Source organism: Xanthomonas albilineans, from assembly GCF_009931595.1.
GTDB lineage: Bacteria > Pseudomonadota > Gammaproteobacteria > Xanthomonadales > Xanthomonadaceae > Xanthomonas_A > Xanthomonas_A albilineans.
In genome coordinates this window covers 1,614,750-1,634,814 of record NZ_CP046570.1, presented here as the reverse complement: position 1 = coordinate 1,634,814, position 20,065 = coordinate 1,614,750, and the positions used below count along the sequence as shown (strand labels likewise).

General features: G+C 63.5%; 17 protein-coding genes and 1 pseudogene. 10 read left to right on the top strand and 8 right to left on the bottom strand.

Annotated elements, in window-relative coordinates; genetic code table 11:
* Window positions 1–5 precede the first annotated feature (5 nt).
* On the bottom strand, window positions 6–1,379 hold the full coding sequence (locus tag XaFJ1_RS06925; RefSeq protein ID WP_012915964.1) for a replication-associated recombination protein A: 1,374 nt from the start codon (window positions 1,377–1,379) through the stop codon (window positions 6–8).
* Between the two features lie 82 nt (window positions 1,380–1,461).
* On the opposite strand from XaFJ1_RS06925, the gene dmeF reads away from it, so the two are divergent.
* Window positions 1,462–2,484 (top strand): CDF family Co(II)/Ni(II) efflux transporter DmeF, encoded by a 1,023-nt coding sequence (dmeF, locus tag XaFJ1_RS06920; protein WP_012915963.1) that lies wholly within the window; start codon window positions 1,462–1,464, stop codon window positions 2,482–2,484.
* Between the two features lie 178 nt (window positions 2,485–2,662).
* Here dmeF and lolA read toward each other — a convergent pair whose 3' ends face one another.
* The 3 genes and pseudogenes from lolA to XaFJ1_RS06905 form a co-directional block, all read right to left on the bottom strand.
* Window positions 2,663–3,289, bottom strand: a complete 627-nt coding sequence (lolA, locus tag XaFJ1_RS06915; protein WP_012915962.1) for an outer membrane lipoprotein periplasmic chaperone LolA — start codon at window positions 3,287–3,289, stop codon at window positions 2,663–2,665.
* A 100-nt stretch (window positions 3,290–3,389) separates the two neighbouring features.
* Window positions 3,390–3,683: pseudogene (locus XaFJ1_RS06910) on the bottom strand (transglutaminase); the annotation flags it as partial.
* Window positions 3,684–3,745: 62 nt separating this feature from the next.
* Window positions 3,746–6,103 carry a DNA translocase FtsK gene (locus tag XaFJ1_RS06905; RefSeq protein WP_012915960.1) on the bottom strand — a complete coding sequence of 786 codons (2,358 nt, stop codon included), beginning with the start codon at window positions 6,101–6,103 and terminating at the stop codon, window positions 3,746–3,748.
* Between the two features lie 289 nt (window positions 6,104–6,392).
* On the opposite strand from XaFJ1_RS06905, the gene trxB reads away from it, so the two are divergent.
* The 4 genes from trxB to infA all read left to right on the top strand — a co-directional run bounded on the left by trxB (window position 6,393) and on the right by infA (window position 9,665).
* A complete protein-coding gene (trxB, locus tag XaFJ1_RS06900) occupies window positions 6,393–7,361 on the top strand; it encodes a thioredoxin-disulfide reductase (RefSeq protein ID WP_045756822.1) in 969 nt (322 codons plus the stop codon).
* A 105-nt stretch (window positions 7,362–7,466) separates the two neighbouring features.
* Window positions 7,467–8,597: a GNAT family N-acetyltransferase gene (locus XaFJ1_RS06895; protein ID WP_012915958.1), complete on the top strand. Its 1,131-nt coding sequence runs from the start codon at window positions 7,467–7,469 to the stop codon at window positions 8,595–8,597.
* Window positions 8,598–8,615: 18 nt separating this feature from the next.
* On the top strand, window positions 8,616–9,353 hold the full coding sequence (gene aat, locus XaFJ1_RS06890; protein ID WP_012915957.1) for a leucyl/phenylalanyl-tRNA--protein transferase: 738 nt from the start codon (window positions 8,616–8,618) through the stop codon (window positions 9,351–9,353).
* A 93-nt stretch (window positions 9,354–9,446) separates the two neighbouring features.
* The gene (gene infA / locus XaFJ1_RS06885) at window positions 9,447–9,665 is read left to right on the top strand and encodes a translation initiation factor IF-1 (RefSeq protein WP_004425677.1); all 219 of its coding nucleotides are present in this window, start codon (window positions 9,447–9,449) and stop codon (window positions 9,663–9,665) included.
* A gap of 140 nt (window positions 9,666–9,805) precedes the next feature.
* Here the strand turns inward: infA and clpA are convergent, their stop codons facing one another.
* Both clpA and clpS read right to left on the bottom strand, forming a co-directional pair.
* Window positions 9,806–12,091 carry an ATP-dependent Clp protease ATP-binding subunit ClpA gene (clpA, locus tag XaFJ1_RS06880; RefSeq protein WP_012915956.1) on the bottom strand — a complete coding sequence of 762 codons (2,286 nt, stop codon included), beginning with the start codon at window positions 12,089–12,091 and terminating at the stop codon, window positions 9,806–9,808.
* 127 nt (window positions 12,092–12,218) lie between these two features.
* Window positions 12,219–12,539 carry an ATP-dependent Clp protease adapter ClpS gene (clpS, locus tag XaFJ1_RS06875; protein WP_045756821.1) on the bottom strand — a complete coding sequence of 107 codons (321 nt, stop codon included), beginning with the start codon at window positions 12,537–12,539 and terminating at the stop codon, window positions 12,219–12,221.
* Window positions 12,540–12,683: 144 nt separating this feature from the next.
* Between clpS and XaFJ1_RS06870 the strand changes: the two genes are divergently transcribed.
* The 5 genes from XaFJ1_RS06870 (at window position 12,684) to XaFJ1_RS06850 (ending at window position 16,698) form a co-directional block, all read left to right on the top strand.
* Entirely contained in the window at window positions 12,684–13,142 is a 459-nt protein-coding gene (locus XaFJ1_RS06870; RefSeq protein ID WP_012915954.1) for an NUDIX hydrolase, read from the top strand.
* Window positions 13,139–14,332, top strand: a complete 1,194-nt coding sequence (gene mnmA / locus XaFJ1_RS06865) for a tRNA 2-thiouridine(34) synthase MnmA (RefSeq protein WP_012915953.1) — start codon at window positions 13,139–13,141, stop codon at window positions 14,330–14,332. Before XaFJ1_RS06870 ends, mnmA begins: the two co-directional genes overlap by 4 nt.
* Window positions 14,329–14,943, top strand: a complete 615-nt coding sequence (gene hflD, locus XaFJ1_RS06860; RefSeq protein ID WP_012915952.1) for a high frequency lysogenization protein HflD — start codon at window positions 14,329–14,331, stop codon at window positions 14,941–14,943. The genes mnmA and hflD overlap by 4 nt, the downstream gene beginning before the upstream one ends.
* A 138-nt stretch (window positions 14,944–15,081) precedes the next feature.
* On the top strand, window positions 15,082–16,272 hold the full coding sequence (locus XaFJ1_RS06855; protein ID WP_012915951.1) for a methyl-accepting chemotaxis protein: 1,191 nt from the start codon (window positions 15,082–15,084) through the stop codon (window positions 16,270–16,272).
* Between the two features lie 123 nt (window positions 16,273–16,395).
* Window positions 16,396–16,698 carry a hypothetical protein gene (locus tag XaFJ1_RS06850; RefSeq protein ID WP_012915950.1) on the top strand — a complete coding sequence of 101 codons (303 nt, stop codon included), beginning with the start codon at window positions 16,396–16,398 and terminating at the stop codon, window positions 16,696–16,698.
* Between the two features lie 46 nt (window positions 16,699–16,744).
* On the opposite strand, the gene XaFJ1_RS06845 is transcribed toward XaFJ1_RS06850, so the two are convergent.
* Both XaFJ1_RS06845 and XaFJ1_RS06840 read right to left on the bottom strand, forming a co-directional pair.
* Window positions 16,745–18,064 (bottom strand): ABC transporter ATP-binding protein, encoded by a 1,320-nt coding sequence (locus tag XaFJ1_RS06845; protein WP_012915949.1) that lies wholly within the window; start codon window positions 18,062–18,064, stop codon window positions 16,745–16,747.
* 16 nt (window positions 18,065–18,080) lie between these two features.
* Window positions 18,081–19,835, bottom strand: coding sequence for an ABC transporter permease (locus XaFJ1_RS06840; protein ID WP_012915948.1), 1,755 nt, complete (start codon window positions 19,833–19,835; stop codon window positions 18,081–18,083).
* Window positions 19,836–20,065 lie beyond the last annotated feature (230 nt).

The following is a 20,065-nucleotide window of genomic DNA, read 5'->3' as shown; positions in this document are numbered from 1 at the left end:
TTGGGTCAACTGCGTGGCGGCTTAGCCTTCTCCGCACGCGCTTGTTCGCGCGCGGCGCGCAGCCGGTCGAGCTTGTCCTTGAGCTTGATCTCCAGCCCGCGCGGCACCGGCCGGTAGTACACGCGCTCGCCCATCGCGTCGGGAAACCCGGTCTGGTCCAGGGCGATGCCGCCTTCGGCGTCGTGGTCGTATTGATATTCCGCACCGTAGCCCAAGTGTTTCATCAACTTGGTCGGCGCGTTGCGCAGGTGCAACGGCACCTCCTGCGTCCCGCTCTCGCGCACTTCCGCCTTGGCCTGATTGAACGCGGCGTAGCCCGCATTGGACTTTGCGGTGCTAGCCAGATAGAGCACCAGTTGCGCGAACGCCAGTTCGCCTTCCGGGCTCCCCAGACGCTCATAAATATCCCAGGCTTCCAGCGCCATCGACTGCGCGCGCGGGTCGGCCAGACCGATGTCCTCGATCGCCATGCGCGTCAGCCGCCGCGCCAGATAGGCCGGATCGCAACCGCCATCGAGCATGCGCGTCAACCAGTACAGCGCCGCATCCGGGTTGGAACTGCGCACCGATTTGTGCAACGCCGAAATCTGGTCGTAGAACTGTTCGCCGCCCTTGTCGAAGCGGCGGGTGCGATCGGCCAACACCTGCTGCAAGGTCTGCGCCGTGATTTCGCCACCCTCGTCCTGAGCCAGCTCGGCGGCGATTTCCAGAAGCGTCAATGCGCGCCGCACGTCGCCGTCGGCGGCACTGGCGATCTCCAACAAGGCCGCATCGGACACCTGGATCTGCTCAGCCCCCAATCCACGTTCAGCATCGTGCAATGCACGCTGTAAGGCCTCGACGATGTCCTGAGGCGACACCGCTTCCAGCACATGCACGCGGCAGCGCGACAACAGCGCCGAATTCAGCTCGAACGAGGGATTCTCTGTCGTGGCGCCGACGAACAGGATGTTGCCGCGCTCGATGTGAGGCAAAAACGCGTCCTGCTGCGCCTTGTTGAAACGGTGCACCTCATCGACAAACAGCACCGTGCGCCGCCCATCGGCGAAACGCTGTGCGGCCTCGGCCAGCACCAGCCGCACGTCCGGCAAGCCGGAGAGTACCGCCGAGATCGCCTTGAATTCTGCATCGGCATACTGTGCCAGCAACAAAGCCAACGTGGTCTTGCCGCAACCGGGCGGCCCCCACAGGATCATCGAGTGCACACGCCCGGCGGTAACCGCGCGACGCAGCGCGCTGGATGGCGTCAACAGACGCTTCTGTCCGACCATCTCCTCGAGCGTCTGCGGGCGCATGCGCTCGGCCAGCGGTCGCATCGCTTCACGATCGACGCGCAGCAGATCAGGAATATCGGAGGCGAGACGTTTGCGCTTGGTCACGTGGGCATTCTATCGCCGCGACCGCTGCAGCGACGGCATGCGGCTACAATCGCCCAGGTCACACTGCCTAGCGAGTCCCGCCATGAGCCACCACCGCACCCTGGATGCATTCACGCATTCGCACAATTTCCTCGGCGCGCGCCACGAGCGCAATGCGCGCCGCACCTGGGCGGTGGTGGCGCTGACCGCCGCGATGATGTGTGTGGAAATCGTGGCCGGCTGGTGGACCGGCTCGATGGCGCTATTGGCCGACGGCCTGCACATGGCCACCCACGCCGGTGCACTGTCGCTGGCGGGCTTCGCCTACTGGTTCGCGCTCCGGCACCGGAACAATCCGCGCTTTACCTTCGGCACCGGCAAGGTCGGCGATCTGGCCGGGTTTTCCAGCGCACTGATCCTGGCATTGATCGCGCTCGGCATCGGCGTGGAGTCGGCGCTGCGCTTGGCGCAGCCGGTGCAGATCGCTTACGACGAAGCCCTGTGGATCGCCGCGCTGGGCCTGCTGGTGAACCTGCTCAGCGCCTGGATGCTGGGCGCCGATCACCACCACGATCATGCGCATGGCCATCATCATGGTCATCACGATCAACGGCATTCCCACGACGGGCACGACGATCGCCATCACGACCACGCGCATCACGCTGCAGCGCACGGCGCCACAGGCCATGGCACGCACGCGCATGCCGACCACAATCTGCGCTCGGCCTACGTGCATGTGCTGGCCGATGCGCTGACCTCGGTGATGGCGATCATCGCCCTATTGTTGGCCAAGTACCTGGGCTGGCAGTGGACTGACGCGCTGATGGGCATCGTCGGCGCCATCGTCATCGCGCGCTGGTCGCTGGGACTACTGCGCGATACCAGCGCCGTACTGTTGGACGCGTCGGCGCCGAACGCGCTGCAAGCGCAGATCCGCGAACGCCTGGAACAGGACGACGAACGCATCGCCGACCTGCACGTGTGGCGGATCGGCCCTGGGCAACACGCGGCGATCGTGTCGTTGGTGACGCATCGGCCACGGCCCGTCGCGTTCTATCACGCGCGCCTGCACGACATGGCGACGTTGGGACACGTCAGCATCGAAGTACAGACATGTTGCGACTAAAAGTGGCTAGCAAAACGTCACAGTGGCGCGGACAACGCGCAGGAACCGCAGCGTACAAGCGGCACATGAGGATTCCGAGCACTGCCCGCCCCCTCCGACAGCGACGCAGTCGTTTTGTTAGGTACTCTAAGAGTGGCTAACAAACGCCCCGCATGCCAGTCACGGGGCGCGACACGCCTCAGCGGTCACCAACCACGTCCACGTCCTTTTCCGGGACGTAGCGAAAGGTGCCCGCGGTAAAGCGCGGGTTGCGCTCCCAGCCACTGAAGCTGATCTCGGTGCGCTGGCCGACCGGGTCGACCACCTCCATCCGGGCCAGACCTTTGCCGTCGAAACCTAGCTTGGCCAACTGGAAGTTGGCCTCGGTGCCAACCTTCGGGGTCATGGTCAACCACTGTAGGCCATCGCGCGCCACCGCCTCCTCGCTGACGTCGTACTGACGATCGAGCTTGCCCGGGTCGATCAGCGCAGTCAGCGGGCTATTTTGTTCCTCGGCCCCCTGGGTGCGCACCGTCGCCTGCTTCAGGTCCGGATCGTAGACCCACACCTTGCTGCCATCGGCCACGATCAATTGGCTATACGGCTTGCGGTACTCCCAACGGAACAGACGCGGTGCCGACAGGGCGAGGCGGCCACTGGAACTCTCCTTCAGCGTGCCTTTGCCGTCGTAGACCTTCTGTGCAAATTGGCCATCCAAGCCTTTGAGTCCATGGGTGAAAGCCGTTAGATCCTCGCGTGCACCAGCGTAGGCGGTGCTGGCCAACAAGGCGGTGGCGAGGACGGTATAGCGGAGTGTGCGAAGCATACGGATCGATTTCCGAACGGAGAATGCGAAGTGTGACGCACGCGTGCTGAATCGGCGATCAGACGGCGTCGAGTCGCTCAGTGTTCGGTCTGCATTGCGTGGCGATCACAGTCTGCCCCTGGCAAACCCAGTTCGCGGTGTATTCACCAGCGGCGTTACGGAACCGAATGTCGGCGGGAATCGCAATGATCGGCACACTGTCCGGAAAGGTCAGCCGATAGGTCTCGCTGTGCAGAAAGCGGTAGACATCTCCGGATGGCCGACTCAGGTCTTGCGGCGTGCCCTGCAATTCCAGTTCGCCACTACCATTGAAAGCGGAGAAGGCAATGATCGACTCCTCGATGCGCTTGCGGTTTTGCTCGTTGAGCTGCACGAACATCGTGCGTCGGCCGATAGGGACACCAGGGGTCTGCCACGCTCCCTTGCCAGGGCCCGACACAATCAACGTCGCGCGGTTCACTTCGGCGGTGGAGGCGCCAGCACACTGCGATCGCCGTTATGTTCGGGCGGGCTGACCACGCCGGCCGCTTCCATCGCCTCGATCAGCCGCGCGGCGCGGTTGTAGCCGATCTTCAGCCGCCGCTGCACGCCGGAGATCGAAGCGCGCCGGGTCTCGGTGACGATGCGCAGCGCTTCGTCGTACAACGGGTCGGATTCGTCGCCGCCGCTTGCACTGCTTTCGGGCAAGCCGGTCGCGCCGACCACGGTGCCGTCACCCATGGTCTGGACTTCGTCGAGCACGCCTTCGATGTAGTCGACCGGGCCACTGGCCTTGAGGTGCTCGACCACCCGATGCACCTCCTCGTCGCTGACGAAGGCGCCATGCACTCGGTCCGGCATCGCCGTGCCCGGCGGCAGGTACAACATGTCGCCGTGGCCGAGCAGGGTTTCGGCACCGGACTGGTCGAGGATGGTGCGCGAGTCGATCTTGGAACTGACCTGGAAGGCGATCCGGGTCGGGATATTGGCCTTGATCAGGCCGGTAATCACATCCACCGATGGACGCTGAGTGGCCAGGATCAGATGGATGCCGGCCGCACGCGCCTTCTGCGCCAGGCGCGCGATCAACTCCTCGACCTTCTTGCCGACGATCATCATCATGTCGGCAAATTCGTCGATGAAGATGACGATGAACGGCAGCGTCTCCAGCGGACGCGGCGCCTCGGCCAGATCCGGATTGGGTTTGAACAGCGGATCCATCAACGGCTGCCCGGCGTCCTCGGCATCCTTGACCTTCTTGTTGAAGCCGGCCAGGTTGCGTACCCCGACCGCGCTCATCAGCTTGTAGCGGCGCTCCATCTCCGCCACGCACCAGCGCAGGCCGTTGGCGGCCTCCTTCATATCGGTCACCACCGGTGCCAGCAGGTGCGGAATGCCCTGGTAGACGCTCAGTTCGAGCATCTTGGGGTCGATCATCAGCATCCGCAGTTCCTTGGCCGATGCCTTGTACAGCAGGCTCAGCACCATCGCATTCACCGCCACCGACTTGCCCGAGCCGGTAGTACCGGCGACCAGCAGGTGCGGCATGCGCGCCAGGTCCGCCACCGTCGGGCGCCCCGCGATGTCCTTGCCCAACGCCAGAGTCAGCGGACTGGTCGACTTGTCGTACTCCTTGGAGCGCAACAATTCGCTGAGGTAGATCATCTCGCGGCTGACGTTGGGAATTTCCAGGCCGATCACCGACTTGCCCGGAATCACGTCGACCACGCGGACCGACTTCACCGACAGACCACGGGCAATGTCCTTATCCAGAGAACTGATCTGGCTAACCTTGATCCCTGCCGCCGGTTCGATCTCGAAGCGGGTAATCACCGGCCCTGGATAGGCGCCGACCACCTGTGCATCGATACGGAAGTCCTTGAGCTTGAACTCGATTTGCCGTGACAGGGTTTCCAGAGTCTCCTCGGAATAACCCTTGGCCTGGGGTTTTGGATCGTCCAGCAAGGCCAGCGGCGGCAGGCCCGAGGCATCGCCGCCGGTCCCATAGAACAGGGGAATCTGCTGCTCGCGCTTGGCGCGATCGCTTTTCTCCACCACTGGTGTCGGTGGCGGCTCGATCTTGACCGGCTCGCGCTTGGCGCGCTGCACCGCGTCGACCTTGCGGACCTCCTCGCGCTCCTCGCGCAAGGCGCGGGTCTGCTGCCATTCGTTGGCCTGCTGGGTGCCACGCCGAGCCAGCGCCGGCAGCGTCATCACCGCTTTGCCGATACGCTCCATCAGGGCGAACCAAGACAGGCCGGTGGCCAGGGTGATCGAGACCAACAGCAGAACCAGCACGAACAGGTTGGCGCCGAGCGCACCGAAACCCGCCGCCAGCGAATTGCCAACCAGCTTGCCAAGGATGCCGCCAGCCACGCCGACGTCGCCCGCGAACAAGCGCAGGTGCAGCAGTCCGGTCGCGGCGATCATCAACCCGACGATGCCCACCAGGCGTAACGCAGGACCCAGGTCGGCCTCGCCATCGCCATCGTGGTCCATGCCGAACAGCGCGATCCAGGAAATCGCACCGATCACCACAGGCAACAGGAATGCCACATAGCCGAACAGTTGCAACAACATGTCGGCGATCCAGGCGCCAAACTTACCGCCCATGTTATGGACCGGCGCGACCACGCTGCCGGTGTGCGACCACCCCGGATCGGCGACTGAATATGTCGCCAAGCTGGCCAGCAGATACAGCAACAATGGCGCGATTGCGATCAGTGCCAGATCGCGCCATAGCTTCTGCCGACGCGGGTTGGGCGCGGCGGCCTGCTTGCGTGCCGCCGCATTGCCGCCCTGGGATTTACCGCGTTCCGGAACCTGCTTCGCCACGCTATAACCAGACCTTAGAAATATACCGTTAGTATTTGATAGTAAACGACTCTACCCAGAATTTCAGCAGCGCTCTTCTGAGCCGCCCTTCCCTACCGAGCGCGATGTAACCGTTGGAGATCGGGGAACACGCACGCGACCGCAAGCGCCGGCGCCATGACGTTCCATGCCGCAGCGTTTCCACAGCGCAGCTTGATTCGTCCGAGACCGGCCGCCACTCTATGGACGATCGCCGGAGTTGGTGCAGTGCCACGATTCCGCCGCCATTTCACCCTGTCCGCGAGTATACATGAGCCCTTCTGCCGCCCATTCTGCCAAGCATTCCCGCCTCCTGATCCTAGGTTCCGGCCCAGCCGGCTGGACCGCCGCGGTCTACGCCGCACGCGCCAACCTCAAGCCGGTGGTCATCACCGGCCTGCAGCAAGGCGGCCAATTGATGACCACGACCGAAGTGGACAACTGGCCGGGCGACGCCCACGGCCTGATGGGACCAGACCTGATGGCGCGGATGCAGGCACATGCCGAGCGCTTCGACACCGAAGTGATCTTCGACCACATCCACACCGCCGACCTATCGCAGCGTCCGTTCCGGCTCAGCGGCGACAGCGGCGACTACACCTGCGACGCGCTGATCATCGCCACCGGCGCCACCGCCAAGTACCTGGGGATCCCTTCGGAAGAGGCGTTCAAGGGCCGTGGCGTATCCGCCTGCGCCACCTGCGATGGGTTCTTCTACAAGGACCAGGACGTGGTCGTGGTCGGCGGCGGCAACACCGCCGTGGAAGAAGCACTGTACCTGTCCAACATCGCCCGCAAAGTCTACCTAGTGCATCGCCGCGACACCCTGCGCGCGGAAAAGATCATGCAGGACAAGCTGTTCGCCAAAGTCGCCGCAGGCAAGATCGAAACCGTCTGGCACCATGCGGTGGACGAAGTCCTCGGTAACGACGCCGGGGTCACCGGTGTGCGGGTGAAGTCCGTCATCGACGGCAGCACACGTGAACTGCAGGCCCAGGGCTTCTTCGTCGCCATCGGCCATCATCCGAACACCCAGTTGTTCGACGGCCAACTGACGATGCACAACGGCTATCTGGAAATCCGCTCAGGCCTGGGGGGCGGCGCCACCGAAACCTCGGTGCCGGGCGTCTTCGCCGCCGGCGACGTCGCCGACCAGCACTATCGCCAGGCGATCACCTCCGCCGGCTTCGGTTGCATGGCCGCGCTGGACGCCGAGCGCTATCTGGACAAGAGTGCCTGAGTCGGCGCTGCGCGCTGGCCGAGTGCGGCAGGATGCGGCCGCACTGCTGCGCGCCCGCATCTCATTGCCCTTGCGACGAAGAGAGCCACCGCAAGGGCCATCGCCATGAGCCGGGTGCGCTGGTTACGCCAGCTCGACGCGCTGCCTGCGGCCGCCTGGGATGCCCTGCACGACGGTCGCAACCCGTTCGTCACGCATGCGTTCCTTCAAGGACTGGAGCGGTACGGCTGCCTGCGCCCGGACTGGGGCTGGAGTCCGCTGCATCTCACCCTGTGGGACGGCGACACCCTGGTCGCGGCCGCGCCCGGTTATCTGAAGAGCAACTCGCACGGCGAATTCGTGTTCGACCATGCCTGGGCACACGCCTACGCGCGCTACGGCCAGGACTATTTTCCGAAATGGCTGTGCGCCGTGCCTTACTCGCCGGTCACCGGGCCGCGGCTGCTGGCGCACGACGCACTAACGCAGCAAGAACTGCTGGAGACGATGCAGGCACTGACCGCAAGCAGCGGCCTGTCCTCGGCGCACGTGAACTTTCATTGCGCCGAGGAAGACCCTGCGTTCGGCGAGGACTGGCTGGCGCGCCACGACGTGCAGTATCAATGGCACAACGACGCCGGCTGGACTGGATTCGACGACTACCTGGGCGCGATGGACCACAAACACCGTAAAAATATCCGCCAGGAGCGGGCCAAGGTGCAGCGCGCCGGGATCGAGTTCCGCGTCATGCATGGCGACGAGGCCACGAGCGCCGATCTGCAGGCCATGCATGGATTCTATCTACGCACCTTCGAGGACTACGGCAACTCCCCGGCACTGACACTCGACTTTTTCTCACATCTTGCACGAGAAATTCCTCGTAATTTTCTGATATTCCTAGCAATTTATGAAGATATTCCGGTGGCCGGAGCTATTTGCCTGCGTGGCGGCGACACCTTGTACGGCCGTTATTGGGGGGGCGCGCCTCTGCCTGGCTTGCACTTCGAGACCTGCTACTACCAAGGCATCGACTACTGCTTGCGCGAGGGACTGACCCGCTTCGAGCCCGGCGCACAAGGACAGCACAAGATCGCCCGCGGTTTTCTGCCACGCCTGGTCCGCAGCCGCCACTGGATCGCCGATCCGGGGTTCCGCGCCCCCCTGGCGGACTGGTGCGCGCAGGAACGCGCAGCGGTACGCGAACAGGCGCAGGCTCTGCAGCGCTCCTCGCCGTTTCGCCATGACCCGCTGAGCTGATCGGCCAGGCGACTGACGATGCGCCGTCTTCCCGTCCTGCTGGAAGCAGACCCCACCGCTCCGTTCCCCCCGCCGGAACGGGCCTTGCGCGATCCGGACGGATTGCTCGCCCTCGGTGGCGATCTGACCCCGACACGTCTGCTCGCCGCTTATGCGAACGGCATTTTCCCCTGGTACTCCGACGGCCAACCCATCCTGTGGTGGAGCCCGGATCCGCGCACGGTGTTCCGCAGCGAAGGGGTGCGGCTGTCCTCGCGCTTGCGGCGCGGACTACGGCATTCATCCTGGATCGTCCGTGCCGACACCGCCTTCGCGCAGGTGATCGACGCCTGTGCGCAGACGCCCCGCCCCGGCCAGGATGGCACCTGGATCACCGCGCAGATGCGCGACGCCTACGTGACCCTGCACCGCGCCGGACATGCCCACTCGGTGGAAGTGTTCGATGGCACGGCACTGGTCGGTGGTCTCTATGGCGTGGCGCGCGGGCGAATGTTCTTCGGCGAGAGCATGTTCAGCGCGCGCAGCGGTGGCTCCAAGGTGGCCCTGGCGGCACTGGCGATGCGTCTGCACGAATGGGGCTGGCCGCTGATCGATGCGCAAGTGGAAAATCCACACCTGCTCAGCCTGGGTGCCGAGTGCTGGCCGCGTGCGCGATTTCTCGCCGAGATCGCACCGCTCGTCGCGGCATCCGCCGAAACTATATCGTGGACCCAGCGGTTCGGCGATCTGGCGGTCATGGACATCGCCCGCGTTTGAGCAGGATTAACGCAAACTTTGCATGACTCGGGCAGGGCGAGTAGAATTCCCGCTCTTAAGGCCATTGGCCGCACACGAATCGCACAGGATTACATGTCGAAAGACGACTCCATCGAATTCGAAGGCACCGTCAGCGAGACGTTGCCCAATACCACCTTCCGGGTCAAACTGGAGAACGGGCACGAAATCATCGCCCATATCTCCGGACGCATGCGCAAGAATTACATCCGCATCCTCACCGGCGACCGGGTGAAGGTCGAGATGACGCCATACGACCTGACCAAGGGACGGATCACCTACCGCATGAAGTAATCCCTGCGGCCCGGATAGCGAAAAGAGGCGGCCTGCGGCCGCCTTTTCGCGTCTGCGACATCAAGCAAACGTGATAGCACCAGGGCGACAACGGGCTTCCTGTTGCCGCCGTTGCGTCGTGGTCGCTGGCGTGGCCTGCCTTAATCCACTGTCGCAGGCAGCAGACGCTCCGGTTCCGCCTGGGTATCCACCACCAGTTCGCCATCGCGGACATCGATGGTGACGCGGCCGCCATTGACCAGCTTGCCGAACAGCAACTCGTCGGCCAATGGACGCTTGACCTTGTCCTGAATCAGTCGTGCCATCGGGCGCGCACCCATCAATGGGTCGAAGCCGTGCTGAGCCAGCCAATCGCGCGCGGTTGGTGTGGCCGACAACGAGACATGCTTTTCCTGCAACAGCATCTCCAGCTCAATCACGAACTTATCGACGACGCGCAGGATATGGTTGAAGGCCAACGCTTCGAACTGCACAACGGCGTCCAGACGATTGCGGAATTCCGGCGTGAAGCTGCGGCGGATGATCTCCATCGCGTCGGTGGAGTGATCCTGCTGAGTGAAACCGATCGAGCGCCGCGAGGCCTGGGTCGCACCGGCATTGGTGGTCATCACCAGAATCACGTTCTTGAAGTTGGCCTCGCGTCCGTTGGTATCGGTCAACATGCCGCGGTCCATGACCTGCAGCAAGATGTTGAAGATATCCGGATGCGCCTTCTCCACCTCGTCCAGCAACAGCACGCAATGCGGGGTCTTGACGATTTTCTCGGTCAGCAGGCCCCCTTGGTCGAAACCAACATAGCCTGGAGGCGCGCCGATCAGCCGGCTGATCGAATGCGGCTCCATGTACTCGGACATGTCGAAGCGTACCAGTTCGATCCCCAACTGCAGCGCCAGTTGCTTGGTCACCTCGGTCTTGCCGACGCCAGTGGGACCAGCAAACAGGAAATTGCCGATCGGCTTCTCCGGATTACTCAGGCCCGAACGTGCCAGCTTGATCGACGACGCCAGGGTCTCGATCGCCGTATCTTGACCGAAGATCACCATCTTGAGGTTGCGCTCCAGGTGCTGCAGCACGTCCTTGTCGGTGGCGCTGACCTGCTTGGTCGGAATCCGCGCCATCTTGGCGACGATGGTTTCGATCTCCTCAATGTCGATCAATTCCTTGCGCTGGCCTTCCGGCAGCAGCCGCTGCCGCGCCCCGGCCTCATCGATCACGTCGATCGCCTTGTCCGGCAGCAGGCGGTCGCCAATGTGCTTGACAGACAGGTCGACGGCAGCCTGCAGCGCTTCATCGGCGTAAATCACACCATGATGCGCCTCATATTTGGGCTTGAGTCCCTGCAAAATCTCGAAGGTTTCGCCCACCGTCGGCTCGACGATGTCGATCTTTTGGAAGCGTCGAGCCAACGCACGGTCCTTCTCGAAGATACCGCGGTACTCCTGGAAGGTGGTCGAGCCGATGCAGCGCAACTCGCCCGAGGACAGCGCTGGCTTGATCAGGTTGGAGGCATCCATGGTGCCGCCGGATGCCGAGCCGGCACCGATGATGGTGTGGATCTCGTCGATGAACAGCACCGCATTGGGAACCTTCTTCAACGCACTCAGCACGCCCTTGAGGCGTTTTTCGAAATCGCCGCGGTACTTGGTACCGGCGACCAGTGCGCCCAGGTCCAGCGAAAAGATCACCGCATCGGCCAGCACCTCGGGCACGCTGCCTTCGACGATGCGCTTGGCCAAGCCCTCGGCGATAGCGGTCTTGCCCACGCCAGCCTCGCCCACGTACAGCGGGTTGTTCTTGCGGCGGCGGCATAGCACCTGGATGGTGCGTTCGATCTCGTCGGCACGACCGACGAGGGGATCGATCCGGCCGTTGCGCGCCTGTTCGTTCAGATTCGTGGCGAACTCAGCCAACGCATCTCCTTTGGGCTCGCCCTCGCCCACCTCGCTCCTGGCTTCTCCGTCGACGGATGGTGAGGCATGTTCGCCTTCCTCGCCCATTTTGGCGATGCCGTGCGAAAGGTAATTGACGATATCCAGCCGGGTGATGTCCTGCTGGTTCAGGAAATACACCGCATGCGAGTCCTTCTCGCCGAAGATCGCGACCAACACGTTGGCGCCAGTCACTTCTTTCTTGCCGGAGGACTGCACGTGATAGACCGCACGCTGCAAAACCCGCTGAAACCCCAGCGTCGGCTGGGTATCGCGACCGTCATCTTCGGCCAACCGCGCCACCGAGGCGTCGATGGCCTGTTCCAGATCGTTGCGCAGGCGATCGACATCTGCTCCACATGCCTTGAGCACGGCTTGCGCAGACGGATTATCGAGCAGAGCCAATAGCAGGTGTTCGACCGTCATGAATTCGTGACGGGCTTCCCTGGCGCGCTTGTAACACTGGCCGATGGTCTGCTCTAGATCTTTGCTGAACATGATTCACTCCGACGTCTATTGCCGACAATATTTGGCTTGAGTTGCGAATTACCACAACCGTATCGGATCAGTGTGTTCAGACCGCGTTAGTGTGTCCTAGCAGGCCGATGACCGACGCCTAGCACTATCAGGTTTTTTCCATCGTACACAACAGGGGGTGCTGGTTCATCCGCGAGAACTCGTTCACCTGAGCCACCTTGGATTCAGCCACCTCTCGGGTGTAAACGCCGCACACTCCGCGACCGCGCGTATGCACATGCAGCATCACCTGGGTGGCCCGCTCCAGATCCAAGGCAAAAAACTGCTGTAACACGGTCACCACGAACTCCATCGGGGTGTAATCGTCGTTCAGCAGCAGCACTTGGTACATCGGCGGGCGGGCGGTCTCCGGCTTGCCGGCCTCCACCATCACGCCATGGTCGTGCTCAGGGGAATTCTTACGGGGCATCGCGCAATTATATACGCCCCCTGTCCAGCGGGATTGGACGACCGCAAGCACTGCCCGCACAATTCTCTTCCCTCCGATAGCGTTTCGCATGCATCCGACGATTGCGATGGATACCGAACTCAACGACGGCAAGGACGCGCTCTGATGACACTGGCAATGTCACACTGGCAGCCCGATGTGACCGTGGCCACCATCGTGGCGCACGATGGCCGCCTGCTGCAGGTGGAAGAGGCCATTGGCGGCGCGTTGGTACTGAACCAGCCTGCTGGTCATCTGGAGCCAGACGAAAGCTTGGTGGAGGCCGCAGTGCGCGAGACACTGGAAGAAACCGGCTGGCAGGTGCGCCCAACCGCGTTCATCGGCGCCTACCAATGGAAGGCTGATAATGGCCGCCATTACCTGCGCTTCGCTTTTGCTGCCGAGCCGCTGGCACACAACCCACAGCGGCCGCTGGATACCGGCATCGTGCGCGCGTTGTGGATGACCCCGGCCGAGTTACAGCGCGCCAGATCGCGCTGGCGCAGCCCGCTGGTGTGGCAGACCGTGGCCGATTTCCTAGCCGGGCAACGCTATCCGTTAGATTTGGTGCGACAGTTGGCATGAGCACAACACGCATCATGGTCGGCGTCTCCGGGGGGGTGGATTCGTCGGTAGCGGCTTGGCAACTGGTGCAACAGGGGCACACGGTTTCTGGGCTGTTCATGCAGAACTGGGCAGACGACGGCAACGGCGATGTGCACGACAGCGCGAGCATCGCTGAAGACAGAAAACCAAAAGCGACCACATGCCGCGCCGAAGCAGACCGACGCGATGCGGTGGCGGTCTGCGGAATGCTCGGCATTCCATTCCATTTTCGCGACTTCTCCAAAGAATACTGGCAAGGCGTATTCGCACACTTCCTCGCCGAATACGCCGCTGGGCGCACTCCCAACCCGGACGTACTATGCAATCGCGAGGTCAAGTTCAAGCATTTCCTAGACGCGGCACGCGACCTTGGCGCCGAGCGGATCGCGACCGGCCACTACGCGCGGGTGGCATTCGTCGATCGCCGTTGGCGGCTGCTGCGCGGGCTGGATCGCAACAAGGACCAAAGCTATTTCCTGCACCAGTTGGGCCAGGCACAACTCGCTGCGACCCTGTTTCCCGTGGGCGAGCTGCCCAAGGAACAGGTGCGACGCATCGCCCGCCAGGCGGGTTTGCCGACCCACGCCAAGAAGGACTCCACTGGCATCTGCTTCATCGGCGAACGCGACTTCCGCACATTCCTCAGCCGCTACCTGCCGGCCCGGCGCGGCGAGATCCGCGACCCGCACGAGCAGATCGTGGCCGAGCACCCCGGCGTGTTCTATTTCACCCTGGGCCAGCGCGAAGGCCTAAACATCGGTGGCGTACGTGGCCGCGCCGCAGCGCCGTGGTACGTGATCGGCAAGGATGTGGCGCGCAATGTGCTGTACGTCGACCAGGACCGCGACAGCCCCCATCTGATGGCCACACAACTGCGCTCGGAAAGCGCCCATTGGATTGCCGGCGCACCGCCAGCGCGGCACTTCGCATGTCGTGCGCAAACCCGCTACCGGCAAGCCGACGAACCGTGCATGGTCGAGATCCGCGATGATGGCACTCTGACGGTACAGTTCACGCGTCCGCAACGGGCCGTGACTCCGGGGCAATCTCTGGTGCTGTACCAGGGCGAGGAGTGCCTGGGCGGAGCCGTGATCGCCACCACCGATGCCCCGCTGGAGCGCCGCCTGGCGCAGCGGACGCCTGCAACACACGAGGACACCAACCGATGATCGACACCATGGACACGCGTATGCTGGCGCTGGCAGGCATGGCCCAGGCCCTGCAACAGGTACGCCGCATCGCCGAAACCGGCCATTCGGAGGCATCGCTGGTGCGCACTCTGCTCGACAGCGTGTTTCGGATCGATGCACCGAGCGCGGAGGCGGTTTACGGCCACCGCAGCGACTTGGTGCCTGGCATGCGCTTATTGCACCAGTACTTTCGCAACCAGGGTCAGGACGAGGTCCTGCCACGGCTGGCGATGGCGGTAATCCAATTGGAGCGCCGTCTCGTCAGCGACACCGAAACCGACGCCAAAATCAGCATCGGCATCGCCCGGACCGCCTTGCTGCTGGAACAGCATGGCGACAGCACACATCCTGAGGTGATCGAAGCACTGGGCCAGCTCTATGCTGGAACTATCAGTCACTTACGTCCTCGGGTGATGGTGCAAGGGAATCCACACTATCTGGGTCAGGCGGGGGTGGTCGCGGAGATCCGTGCCCTGCTGTTGGCCGCAGTGCGCTCTGCGGTACTATGGCGACAGCTGGGCGGTAGTCTGTGGGATTTCCTGCTTGCCAAGCGGCGCATGCGCGAAGCCGTGGACCTGGCACTGCGCTGAACGTCAACGCTGACGCCACCACAGGCTGGCCGTATTAGGTTACGTATCCGACAACCGCGCGACGATCAGCGCGAGGCCGCACCTAAAGAGCGCGACGGGGCGGCCGATACTGCAATCGTGACTTTGCCGAGAACGTCCATGTATTCACGCCTACTGATCCGTCTGGCCGCTCCGCTTGCCCTGACGCTGCTGTTCCCCATCGCTGCCGGCTTCGATTGGCCAGCCCCGGTCCGCTGGGCCATTCTCACCACGATGACGTTGAGTTGGTTGGGCTTCGCCGCCTGGACCGCATACAGCCAAAGCCGGCGCTCGCCGGAGCAGGCCAAAATCATGCGTGAACAGGATCAGTTGCTGAACGAGCTGCGGAGCTTCGTGGGCAATGAGATCGATGGGTCACGCGGCGATATCGAACGTGCCCGCGAACTGATCCGCCAGGCGGTCAGCGGCCTGGGCAACAGCTTCGAAGCGATGAATCGCAAATCCCGTCAGCAGAGCGTGGCGCTGGCACGGATCGTGGATCGCACTGGCGAAGATGGCGGTACAGGGGTGGACGTGGCCCGCTTCGCCCAACATGCCAGCCAGCGCATGGAACAGTTGGTGGAAGCGCTGGAACAAGTCAGCGGCCAGAGCACCACCACGGTGCACTACATCGACGACATGTCGCAGCACCTGGACGGCATCTTCGCCCTGCTGGAGGATGTCAAGTCGATCGCCGACCAGACCAACCTGTTGGCGTTGAACGCGGCCATCGAAGCGGCGCGCGCCGGCGAAGCGGGCCGCGGCTTCGCGGTGGTGGCCGACGAGGTACGCAATCTGTCCGAGCGTTCCACCACCTTCAACGAGCAGATCCGCAAGCTGGCGCACAGCTCCAAGGATGCGATCGCCAAGGTGCGCGAGACGGTCTCGCACATGGCCTCCCGCGACATGGACCGCTCCCGCGAGGCCCGTGCCGAGGCAGCGGCGATGTTGGATAACGTGGCCGCGATCAATCACTCCCTCGGCGACAGCATGCGCGAGATCTCCGAATGCGGTCGCGCCATCGACAGCAGTGTCGCCGAAGCCGTGCGCGCCCTGCAGTTCGAGGACATCGCGACCCAGGCGCTTGGCGGCGTGCATACCCACATGGACCGACTGGCCGCGATCAACCGCGAAGCAGTGGCCCTCCAGGAACTGTTGCACCGCAACGGCGGAGTATTCGACAGCGAACTGATCGATGCGCTGCAGCGGGTCGGTAAGCGTCTGCGCGATATGCGTACGGAATGGGAGCGCCCACCGCACAAGCCGGTGGCACAGCAGAGCATGGGCGCAGGCACGGTGGAATTGTTCTGAGCCTGCCGTGACCATTTCCGCGCTATGAACCGACACGTCCCCGGCTCTACCGGGGCGTGTCGTCTATGCCCTACCCGCTTGGCCTAGCCGATGTATTTCCAGTCCCTATCCAGAGGTGCGGTCATGTCCTGCGATGAGCGCAGCGATCCGCGCGACCCGGCACCGGACGCACCGGTACCGGACGCAGTTGCTCCAGCAGTGGCACTGCGTCAGCAGACGGGCAGCATACTGCGCAGATTGGAAACACTGGCCCAGGCCGAGCTGTACCAGATGCGCATAGCACGCCCCTCCATGCCGCAGGGCGCCTGCATTGCCGACAGCGTATGGGCCAGTCTGGCCTGGGACATGGGACTGAACGGAACCGCCATCGACGCTGCCGGCACACCGGCTCCGATCGTCGATTTTGTCTTGCACGACATCGACTAAGCGATTCTCGCCGCTGTCACGTTGACGTCGCTGATTCGCGTCCCCTTCAAGTCGGATTTTCCAACGAGAACAAGTCCGCCTGCTTGTCGTAGGCGAAATATTCGGCGTAGCGCGCCCAGCTGGTCACCGCCTGCACGGTTTCCATCGCGTAGTCCTCTGACATGTGATCCTCCAGTTCGTCGCGGAAGCGGCGTGCCGGCGCATGGTGCGCTGGGCGCTCGTCGAGCACGCGACGGATGTGCGCGGCCAGCGGCACATAGGTCGCTAGGTGCTGGGCAAACAGTTGCTTGCGCGCATCGGTGCCGAGTTCGGCGAAGCGCTGCCCCGCAGGGGTCAACTGCAGATCGCCCTGTTCGAAGACGGCAAAACGCAACAATTGCAGGGTCTCGGCAATCGGGAAAAGCTCATCGACTTCCAATTGCAGGCTGGCCGCCAGTGGCGGCAAGTCGGCGCGGCCATGGTAAGGCTCGGCTGCAACCGCCTCGATCAGGCCAGCCAGAAGATTACTCGACACCCGCGGCAGCACCATGGCGATGCCGCTACCGGGGAACACGCCCTCGCGCGCATGCGGCCGCTGCGGGCTGGACGTCATGCGCGCGTAGATGTCGTCGACCAGCGCGCGGAACGCTGGCGCCAGGCGATTGCGCGGCTGTGGCAGCGTGACCTGGATCTCGCCAATCACTCGCCCCGGATTGGCACCGAAGATCACGATACGGTCGCACATCAACACCGCTTCCTCGATGTTGTGGGTCACCATCAGGATCGATTCGATCGGCATGCGACCTTCCGACCACAGATCCAGCAGGTCGGTGCGCAAGGTTTCGGCTGTCAGCACGTCCAGCGCAGAGAAGGGCTCGTCCATCAGCAGCAGCTTGGGGCGCACCACCAGCGCCCGCGCCAGACCCACGCGCTGGCGCATGCCTCCGGACAACTCCTTCGGGTAAGCGCCTTCGTAGCCATCCAGGCCGATCAGGTCGATCGCTGCCAAGGAGCGGCGGCGCCTTTCGTCGACCGCCACCCCACGCGCCTCCAGTCCCACTTCCACGTTCTGCAGTACGGTCAACCAAGGGAACAACGCGAAACTCTGGAATACCATCGCAATGTCGTCCGGCGCTTGATTCGGCGCAGCGTCGCGGAAGGCAATGCTGCCAGCGCTAGGCTGTAGCAAACCGGCGATGGCACGCAGTAAGGTCGACTTGCCCGAACCGGAACGGCCGAGTAGACCGACGATCTGCCCAGAGTTCAAGGTCAGGTCGACGTCCTCCAGCACCACCAACGGGGTTGCCCCGCCCTTGTCGTAGCTCTTGCGCACACCCTGTACGCGGACCAGCGGGGCGCGCTCGGGAGCGCTTGCGGAAAAGCTCATGATCGGTCTCCCTGGGTCAGTCGAAACGCAGGCGGCGTTCGGCGAAGACATATAGCCGCCGCCACACCGCACGATTGAAGATACTCACGAACAGCGACATCACCGCCACGCCGAGCAGAACCCGTGCGCCGTCGCCAGCAGCGGTGGCACGAGCGATATAGGAGCCCAGGCCGTAGGCCTGCACATGGCGATCGCCCCAACTGGCAAGTTCGGCCACGATGCTGGCATTCCAGGAGCCGCCGGAGGCCGTCAGCGCGCCAGTCACGTAATACGGGAAAATGCCCGGCAGAATCACCCGCCGCCACCATGTCCACGAGCGCAGCCGGTAGATGGTGGCGGCCTCGCGCAGGTCGGTGGGAAAAGCACTGGCGCCGGCAATCACATTGAACAGGATGTACCACTGCGTCCCCAATATCATCAGTGGCGACAGCCAGATGTTCGGATTGGCGCCAGTGGCGACGATCGCCAAAACCGCAAACGGGAATAGGACGTTGGCGGGGAACGCGGCCAGGAACTGCGCCAACGGCTGCACCCGCTGCGCCACCTTCGGGCGTAGACCGATCCAGACCCCAATCGGCACCCATACCAGGCTGGCCAGCGCAATCAGTACCACCACCCGCAGCAACGTGGCCAGGCCGCCGCAGAACGCATCGCCCAGATCGTGCAGACTTAGATGGCGGCGGCCGTAGTCGAAGGCGAACCAGGCCGCAGTCAATCCTGCGGCAGCCAGCGAGACACTCCAGAAGCGATCCCCCCAGACCGCGCCACGCCCCAGGGACGCCTCCGCTGTGCTCACCGACGCTCGTCGCGGCGCCCATCGCAGCAGCAAAGTGCGCTGCCAGGCCCAGGACAATGGCGCGGCCAGACGCTTGACCAGGCGTGTGCGCCGAAGCAAGTCGTACAACCAGGACTGCGGCTTGTTCTGCGAGGCGGTCAACTCGGCACGGAACTTGTCCGACCAGGCAACGATGGGGCGGAACAGCAATTGGTCGTACAGTGCGATCAGCACCGCCATCGCCAGGACCGCCCAAGCGACCGCGCCGAAGTTGCGCTGGCCGATCGCCAGTGCCAGATAGGCGCCGATGCCAGGCAGCTCAAGGGTGTGATCGCCAACGGTGATGGCCTCCGAAGCGACGACGAAAAACCAACCGCCGGACATCGACATCATCATGTTCCAGATCAGCGACGGAGTCGCATAGGGCGCTTCCAGCCGCCAGAACCGCTGCCAGGCGCTCATGCCGAAACCTCGGGCCACCTCGTCCAGATCGCGCGGCACATTGCGCAGGGACTGGTAGAACGAGAACGCCATATTCCAAGCTTGGCTGGTGAAAATGGCGAAGATCGAGGCCAACTCGGCGCCGATCTGCCGCCCTGGGAACAGGCCAAGGAAGAAAGTCACGGTGAAGGTAAGGAAGCCCAGCACCGGCACCGACTGCAGGATGTCCAGGGCTGGCACGATCACCCGCTCGGCGCGTCGGCTCTTGGCTGCCAGAGTCGCCACCACGAAGGTGAACAACAACGAGGCCGCCATTGCCGCAAACATACGCAAGGTCGTGCGCAGGCCATACTCAGGTAGTTGCCACAGGTCTAGCGACACCGAGGTTGTGCCGGGCGGCGGCAGCGGCGCGCGCATGTCGGCAGCACCGTGCAGCAACAGCACCCCCAAACCCAGCAGCAATGCGAACACCGTCAGATCGTGCAGGTTGGGCAACACACCGGGACGTACCTCGCTCTGTCCGGGCGCGGAACGGTCACGAACGAATGGAACCATATGGAAGATCCGGCAAAAGCGGCAACAAGCCGCGGTAATTGAAAAATACGCTGACGCGATCGCGCAGCCGAACGCTCAGTCTGAGCGGGAAAAATGTACGTTGCGGGTCAACCGCTTTCGGCGAGTCCGTACGCGATAACCGACGACCGGCATGCGGCAGCGCGCCCGCGCCTGTATCGCTGGGCTGAGGCGCGCCGCAGCGCAAGCCAGCGCAGGTGTGGAGACGGACT